This is a genomic window from Paeniglutamicibacter antarcticus, assembly GCF_039544305.1.
Lineage (GTDB): Bacteria > Actinomycetota > Actinomycetes > Actinomycetales > Micrococcaceae > Paeniglutamicibacter > Paeniglutamicibacter antarcticus_C.
In genome coordinates this window covers 1-7,747 of sequence record NZ_BAABLK010000079.1, presented here as the reverse complement: position 1 = coordinate 7,747, position 7,747 = coordinate 1, and the positions used below count along the sequence as shown (strand labels likewise).

Here is a 7,747-nt window from a genome sequence, read left to right as displayed (position 1 = left end):
GTTGGTTCCCCGGGGTGGGGGTGGCTGGTTCCTGCTGATGAGTCGATGGTCATGGTGTGGTTTCCCTCCTGCCTTCAGCCTCTATTCTCGTTCAAGAAGCGGTCTCTAACGAGTCTGGCTGATAGGGAAGCCTCGGGCAGATCCTTAGATTCTCATGGAGATGCGACGGCACGGATCTACGCTCACAATAAACTCATATCCGCGGCTAATGTCGCAGCGTCAAAGAATTTGGCGATCACCTAGGTACCGGAGGGAGCCCCGGGACGCTGAAGGTAGCACCCTCGTTCATCCCTGCTTCAGCATCTCTTCCATCTGCGCTAAGCATGCAGGGAAGGGGTGTTCTGCTCTCCACCAGGTGGTAGCAGAACTCCCCCTATCGACCTGTACCGATGATCAGACCAGCGGGTACTTGACTACTGGCCAGACACTTTCGGTGTATCGATCTTTTCCTTGCGGACCTGTTCCTTGACGGTTTCTTCGCCTGTCACGTTTTTGGTGCTCAGCTTAACCTCTTCGACAGGGACAGTTTCCTTGCCCACTAGGACTTGCTCTTCGTGCAGGGTCACTTCTTGTTCTTCCGCAGCTATATCGAAGTTCTGTCCATGGCGGTTGGCATCGGTGATCGGCTCGCGTTCGATGACTACTTCCTCATGCGATACAGGGACTGTCTTAGTGACATCCTCGGTAACCACATGCTTGCGCAAGCGCACGCGACCTGCCTCATGGGTTTCAGTACCCACGACGAGCCGCTCCTCGGACCGGGTCATCGACTGGTCACCATTTGCATTATCGCGGCGATCACCTGTGCTCACGGCCTGATCGCCACGGTTCTGCCGACCAGTGCTTCGTTCGGCCTGCGCACGCCCGTCGGCACCGGAACCAAGGGCATAGTACTCATATAGACGGTTTTCCTCCTCAGGGGTGAGATTGCCGTCGGCCTCTATGCGGGGAGCATCCTTGATGTGGTCCTTGGTATGGGCAACATGAACATCATTGCCCTCCATTCGGGCTTCTTCCAAGGGCACAAAGGATTCAGTGGTGCCAAAAAGTCCGGTGTTCACGGTGATCCAGCTTGGCGCGCTCGTTCCATCATCAAGGTAGATCTGTCCGATAGATCCAACCTTGGCCCCGGTTGAATCGTAAACCTTCCCACTGTTGCGCACGAGGGTGTCGAGATTATCTTGTGTGATCATTCTTATACTCCTTGGTTTTAGGGATAGATGAATCCCGGAAACGATGCAAAGGTATCGGTATGCTATGGGTCAATGACGTTGAACAGCAAAAGAATTATTCATCCTCGTTGGCCCCGTATACCCCTATTAACTTGTTTGCCGGTCGGATATTGCGGGAATGTCAGGGATCTCCACTGGAAGAGGATCTTGAATCTCGTTCTTTCGCACATCGCATGGGTTCCCCTGCCTTCCATTTCGCCAAGCTCCCCGAAACCAAACAACAATATGAGCATGCTTCGCCCTGAAGTCTCCTGTCAAGGAAATACACACACGATACGAATAGTTCCCAAAAAGTCATAGATGGCGGATATGCGATGGCCAATAGCTGTCTCAGGCTCGTGAAGCATCGTTGGGGCCAATCCGGTTTAGATGGGCAGCCATCAGAGGCCACGGGATTCCAATCGGACGTGAAAAGCGGCGCCGGGATCCCTGCTGCCCTGTGGGCCGGCGGATGTTTTTCCTGTTGTTCTCAGCCGCTAGGGAGATGGATGAGTTCGTGGATGACGTTAGCTTCTTTGGTGTTTCATGCTCACCACGGGGACCTCACGTTAGCTTTGGACGCGTTCTAGGAAGACTTCACAAAGCACAGCAAAAGATCTCGTAGGGTACCCCAGCCGTCCATGGCCTTAAACAGAGCCATGAGCTCCGCCTCAACGGCGGAGTTAAGGGCCTCGGTTCCTGCAGCCGAGATCCGGACCAGAAACTGGCGTTGATCATTCGGGTTGCGGGTCCGGGTGACAAGGCCCCTGGCCTCAAACCGGGTTATCATCCGTCCCATGCTCTGGTTCCGGATGCCGACCTTGGCTGCAAGTTGTTTTTGACCCATCGGCCCCAGCTCCACCGCTTCAAGGGCAATGACAGCAGAATGGGTGAGACTAAGAAACGCGAACGCCTCGTTCTGGCGACGTTGGACTATGCGCGCTGCTGTAAGCAGCAGCCGCAAGGCATCCCAGGTGATCGGTCCGGGGACGGTAGCCACGACGGTGACATTTCTTCCAACAGCAGGTAAATGCTTGGTCGGCCAGCGAGGGTGGACGTCCTGCCGCATCTCCACTGTAGGCAGGGACTGGGACTGTTTGACAAGCGTGGACGCCCTAGTGGCAACATCGCTGTTCTAACCCCGTGTCGTTTCTCTTGCGCAGCTGCCAAAAGTCTATTTATCATGTGGATTGCAACCTTGCTTAGCATTTTCATTCGATCCGCTGGGCAGTGATTTCCAACGAAATATTCCTGAAAGAGAGCGATGATGACCCAGAATCCACGGCCCCATGATGGGAGCCTTGAAAGCACCGACATGGACGAAGAATTCGCTAGTGGGCAGCCTCGTGCGTACCCCTCAGGCCAAGACTCCACACGCCTCGAGTATTCTGCGCATGACACGGATATGGACTCGGATTCAAAGTCTGAAGCGGCCAAGGATGAAGCCGGGAATGTGGCTCGCCACGCCAAGGAAGCCGCACAGAACGTGACGGAAACAGCCAAAGACGAGGCAGCCAGCGTGGTTGCCGAGGCCAAGACCAGTGCACGTGATTTGTTCGACCAGGCGAAGGCCGATTTGAGTGAACAGGCCGGAACACAGCAGCAAAAAGTCGCTGAAGGTCTACGTTCAGTGTCCACTGAACTGCATTCGATGGTTTCGGCCTCGGATCAGTCCGGTGTGGCCACCGATCTTGTACGCCAAGCTGCTGAGCGTTCCTCCTCGGTGGCCTCGTGGTTGGACGAGCGAGATCCCGGATCGTTGCTTGCTGAAGTGAAGTCCTTTGCCCGGCAGAAGCCCGGCACATTCCTGCTTCTGGCAGCCGGGGCAGGCATTTTGGCAGGCAGGATCAGCCGTAATCTCAGTGCTGATGCTCCCACGCCTGATCGATCCCCCCGCACCGACACTGGCACTGCCAATCCAACGACCCCGGTTTCGGACACTTTGGTAACGCCACCGCCGGTCCAGGTTGATCCCCCTTCCGTGGATACACCGGTGCTCGGAACAACCGATACGCACGCTTCAAATCCCGCAGGGACCAATGCCGGGGCTCCGTTTGGTGCCCAGGATTCTTTGGGTTCTGACCCGGTTGTTGTCACCGGGCCGCTGAAGTCGGCTGATCCGCTGGGATTGGATCCCTTTAACGGCGGTCCTCGATGAGTACCGAAATGCCGGACACCGGCGCCCACTCCAAGCCAGAGCCAGCGTCCCTGGGAGATCTTCTGGGTGATGTCACTCGGGATATGTCCACTTTGATGCGTCAGGAACTCGAGCTGGCCAAAGTTGAGCTAAAAGACACTGCGGTCCGCGCCGGGAAGGGCAGCGCAATGCTGGCCGGGGCCGGGATCGCGGGCCATTTCGTACTTCTCTTCCTGTCTGTGGCTCTATGGTCGGCGCTGGGGACCCTTTGGGGATTGGGTTGGTCAGGAGTTGCCGTGGCCTTGGTATGGGCCATCGTTGCCGCCGTTCTGGCCCTATTGGGCCGGAAAAAGCTCAAAGAAGCCAAGGGGTTACCCCAGACCAGTGAAACCTTGCAGGAAATCCCCTCCACCCTTAAACCCAATTCTTAGAGTAGCGAGGAAAAACAATGAGCGAAAACCCGGATGTCATCCGAGCAGATATTGAAGCCACCCGCGCACGTTTGGGCACTAATGTTGACGCGTTGACAGACAAGGTCACTCCGTCGCATATCGTGCAGAGGCAGACCGACAAAGTTAAAGACGCCGTGTTCGGGGTAAAGGACAAGGTCATGGGAGCATCGGACCACACAACGAACAGCATGGACGAAGCAGGTTCCGTGATCGGGGATGCCCCATCCCAGGTGAAGTCCAAAGCCCAAGGTAATCTACTCGCGGCGGGACTGATTGCTTTCGGTGCCGGATTGCTCATGTCCTCCCTGATCCCGGCCAGTGAGAAGGAACGCGAAGCCGTCGAGGCGCTGAAGACGGCAGCAGAACCGCTAACTGAGGAACTGGGTGAAGTCGCCAAGGATATGGCTGAAGGACTGCAGGAACCGGCCCAAGAGGCGATGGAGCACCTGAAGTCCAGCGCCACCGAGGGGGTCGAAAACGTCAAGGTCGACGGTCAGGATGCTGCTGCCGACCTTAAGGATAAGGCCTCCGACGCCAAGGACAACGTCCAGCAGGCCTAATTGAGGCACCGTGGTCGGCCGTTCTCCCGCGTTGTGGGTGCAACGGTCGACCAAAGGTGTTTGGACCCGGAAGACTACCTGTTTCCGTCCCTCATTGATCCGCGCGATTACTTTTGATCGAGATCAGAAGCAGGATCGTGGTTCTCCACCCTGGGCAGAGGTTGCAGCAATGCTGGGAGCATCCGCACGCGAGCCAACACCTAGCCCGCTGCGGGAGGGACGGTACCGCCCAGCAGGTGGCTCCTCGCGTTCTTCTTCCACTCACTTTCTCCTTTCTGTGTGTGGACAGGCCGACGTCTGTTAGCGCCGCGGCTCCGCTCGTACCCACGCCCCAGAATTTGTTTTTCAGGAGCTATTTCTCCGCATCGTCGAGAGATTCCGTCACCTACACGGGTCGGTCTTATCCCATCCCCGGTACTGCAAAGCGGTGGAACGATGCCTGTTGAGGCACCGGTGCGAGAAAGAGGGTTACAGCTTGGGTTTTTGAACCATGCTTGCTCCGCAGAGCGAGGGCATCGCTGTGGAGCTTCAAAACCTACGAAAGATTTTCGTCCGTCGAGATCCTCAAGAGGAGAGCACCATGGGCAAGATCAAGACCGTTGTCATTTTCGCCGCCGGTTATGTCGTTGGCGCCCGAGCCGGACGCCAACGCTATCAACAGATTAAAAACTGGGTTCAGGCCATGTGGGGCAAGCCGGTGGTGCAGGACCAGATTGACAGGGCCGAGGAACAAGTCGGGAAACTAGCGCACGAAGCTATGGGGCACCTGCCTGGCTCCAGTAGCGATACCAAGGCTCAGGCCCGTCAGGATTCGGCACATTTGAGTAAAAGTTCAGCTCCGAAGGATTACGGGCAAGCATCTGATGGAAATCCCAACACTACTGACGCCCTCGATTCCGAAGGTCCCCACAAAGATCCGTACACTAAACATTTTCGACCGGCATCCGGCGGCACAGCCAACAAGAGTGAGGCCAACGACTCCGACAAGGATCCGTATGCCAAAAACTTCGGGCGTGTATCTGATGCAAACACCACTGCGGCCAAGACCACCAAAGCCACATCCAAAACAGAGTCGGATTCTGCGCATAAGCCTAACCATGGCTGAGCTTTTACCACCCCAACAGCATCCCTGCCCCGGGGAAACCACCGGACTCAGTAGCCGTGCCAGTATTTGGGTCCGTGCCGGCGTTCCCGAGGGGTCACCACGAATAAGGATTTAAGTCCACTATGAGCACCCCTGACGTTGGCCGAGATTCCCCTATCGGCTTGAGCAAAATCGAGGCAGAGATCGTCGAGCATAGAGCAGAGCTGGTACATACCGTTGATGAGCTCAGTGAAAGGATCAATATCAAAAAACGCGCCACCCACCAGTGGAACCATGCGAAACGGACCATAGGAAACTCTGCAGCAGTGGCCAAAGACAATTTCGATCTTGCTTTGGTGCGAGCTCAGTTTGCCTTGCCCCGTCCTGGGGCAACCATCATTACAGCGATGCTAGGGGTCCTAGGCTGCCTCATACTTATTGTCATCGTTCACAGGAGGAAACCATGAGCAGTAAATCGGTCACCAGTAATTCCGGAAAAGGTGCTGCGCCCTCTGCCGATGATGACGTGAAGCCTGATTCACCTACCGATGTGGGCGCCCCGGGATGGAAATACACTGCCGGCAAAGCTGTGCGAGAATTCTCCAAAGATCAATGCACCGACCTTGCCGCCTCATTAACCTACTACGCGGTGCTGGCGATCTTCCCTGCCATGATCGCGGTGTTCTCCTTGCTAGGAGTGGTGGGTCAAGGTCAGCAAACTGTCGATACGATCCTGCCCCTGCTTAAGAGCATTTTGGGTGAACCCGGTTCCAGCACCCTGGAACCGGTGATCAAGTCCTTGGCCACCGCACCTGGTGCCGGACTTGCTCTTGTTCTGGGGCTGCTGACTGCGTTGTGGTCGGCTTCGGGTTACGTTACGGCATTTAGCCGCGCCATGAATCGAGTTTACGAAATTCCCGAGGGGCGGCCAATCTGGAAACTGCGCCCTGTGATGCTCCTGATCACCCTTGTGCTGGTGGTCATGGTCGTCCTGGTGGCGTTGATGATTGTTCTTTCGGGCCCCATTGCCAGCACCATCGGAGAAAGCATCGGCTTAGGTTCGACGGTCTTAACCGTGTGGTCGATTGCGAAATGGCCTGTCGTGCTGTTCTTGGTGATGCTGATCGTGGCGATGCTGTATCACTTCACGCCCAACGTGAAGCAACCGAAGTTCCGGTGGATAGGTGTTGGTGCTGCAATTGCCATTGTGGCGTGGCTTTTGGTGTCGGTGGTCTTCGGGTTCTATATAGCCAATTTCTCCAACTATGCCAGCACTTACGGCGCATTTGCCGGTGTCATCATCTTTCTGCTGTGGCTGTGGATCACCAATCTTGCCCTCTTGTTCGGGGCCGAAGTCGATGCCGAGCTTGAGCGGACTCGAGAACTCCTGGGAGGCATTGCCGCGGAAGAAGAAGTCCAGCTGCCGGCGCGCGATGAGTCCCAGATCCTTAAGCGGGAGCGTAGGGAACAAGCAGACATTGACAAGGGACGTGCTTTGCGCGAGAGCGCAGGGGATTCCTCGGAACCCCACGGCCCAAAGAAATAATTGCATCAGGAGTCTTGGTGTTCTTGCCGGTCGACCCCTCGGATAAGTTCCGGGAATCTTGGCACCGATTCTATAAAACGCTCTGTACATCTGGTTTCCGCTTGCTGAACTACCTCCAATAGTTAGCGCTTAAGGGCGTCGCGCTATGGGTAAAGACGCTATTGCCCACATGACTGCTGCAACACCAAAAATCCTGGCCCGTTTATCCGGCCGGGGTCTTTCGGACTACACCGGTAGTGGAGCGTAAAATCGCTGCTCCTGAACAGAAAAAGCACCGGTTCATCAGTTCCGTCGATATCCACGAACAGCTTAGGTACCCATAGAATAGTCAGGCGTAGCAAGGGCCCGGGAGGACTTCTTCGCTAGTGCTATAGGACCACTGAGCTGTCTTTTTGAAAGGACCACCATGATTTCCCTTAAGCAGTTGCAGGACTCCATGGCTTCCGGTGCCAATGTGCTAAGCAAGGAAGGCGCCGTGCTGGGTAGCATTGAACAATTTCACCTTGACGATGCCTCAGGAGATCCCCAATGGGTCGTTGTCGCCCCCCATACGATTGGAGTCCCTAGTTTTTTTGTTCCTCTCCAAGACGCCACTTTGAAGAACAACAAAATCGTCCTTGCCTATGCCCGATCGGAACTTTTCAAGTCAAACGGTGCCAGCGTGAGTTAGACAGCCTCTTTTGCGATGGCCTCAGCTGGTTGGTTGATCCACGCGGGCCCAGGTAGGGCCAAGATCTTGGCGTCGGTACTGCTGGTG

General features: G+C 55.9%; 9 protein-coding genes. 7 read left to right on the top strand and 2 right to left on the bottom strand.

The features are described 5' to 3' along the window. Nucleotides 1-413: 413 nt before the first annotated feature. On the bottom strand, nucleotides 414-1,193 hold the full coding sequence (locus ABEA12_RS15460; RefSeq protein WP_210101400.1) for a YsnF/AvaK domain-containing protein: 780 nt from the start codon (nucleotides 1,191-1,193) through the stop codon (nucleotides 414-416). A gap of 604 nt (nucleotides 1,194-1,797) precedes the next feature. Next, on the bottom strand, nucleotides 1,798-2,211 hold the full coding sequence (locus tag ABEA12_RS15455) for a MarR family winged helix-turn-helix transcriptional regulator (protein WP_210101401.1): 414 nt from the start codon (nucleotides 2,209-2,211) through the stop codon (nucleotides 1,798-1,800). A 405-nt stretch (nucleotides 2,212-2,616) separates the two neighbouring features. On the opposite strand from ABEA12_RS15455, the gene ABEA12_RS15450 reads away from it, so the two are divergent. The 7 genes from ABEA12_RS15450 (at nucleotide 2,617) to ABEA12_RS15420 (ending at nucleotide 7,660) form a co-directional block, all read left to right on the top strand. After that, a complete protein-coding gene (locus tag ABEA12_RS15450) occupies nucleotides 2,617-3,369 on the top strand; it encodes a hypothetical protein (protein WP_345468873.1) in 753 nt (250 codons plus the stop codon). Beyond that, nucleotides 3,366-3,779: a phage holin family protein gene (locus ABEA12_RS15445; protein ID WP_210101403.1), complete on the top strand. Its 414-nt coding sequence runs from the start codon at nucleotides 3,366-3,368 to the stop codon at nucleotides 3,777-3,779. The genes ABEA12_RS15450 and ABEA12_RS15445 overlap by 4 nt, the downstream gene beginning before the upstream one ends. Nucleotides 3,780-3,796: 17 nt before the next feature. Then, nucleotides 3,797-4,360, top strand: coding sequence for a DUF3618 domain-containing protein (locus ABEA12_RS15440; protein ID WP_210101404.1), 564 nt, complete (start codon nucleotides 3,797-3,799; stop codon nucleotides 4,358-4,360). Between the two features lie 580 nt (nucleotides 4,361-4,940). After that, a complete protein-coding gene (locus tag ABEA12_RS15435) occupies nucleotides 4,941-5,465 on the top strand; it encodes a hypothetical protein (RefSeq protein WP_210101405.1) in 525 nt (174 codons plus the stop codon). 122 nt (nucleotides 5,466-5,587) lie between these two features. Beyond that, nucleotides 5,588-5,911: a DUF3618 domain-containing protein gene (locus ABEA12_RS15430; protein ID WP_210101406.1), complete on the top strand. Its 324-nt coding sequence runs from the start codon at nucleotides 5,588-5,590 to the stop codon at nucleotides 5,909-5,911. Then, on the top strand, nucleotides 5,908-6,990 hold the full coding sequence (locus ABEA12_RS15425) for a YihY/virulence factor BrkB family protein (RefSeq protein ID WP_210101407.1): 1,083 nt from the start codon (nucleotides 5,908-5,910) through the stop codon (nucleotides 6,988-6,990). Before ABEA12_RS15430 ends, ABEA12_RS15425 begins: the two co-directional genes overlap by 4 nt. Nucleotides 6,991-7,396: 406 nt before the next feature. Continuing rightward, the gene (locus ABEA12_RS15420; RefSeq protein WP_210101408.1) at nucleotides 7,397-7,660 is read left to right on the top strand and encodes a hypothetical protein; all 264 of its coding nucleotides are present in this window, start codon (nucleotides 7,397-7,399) and stop codon (nucleotides 7,658-7,660) included. Nucleotides 7,661-7,747: the final 87 nt, after the last annotated feature.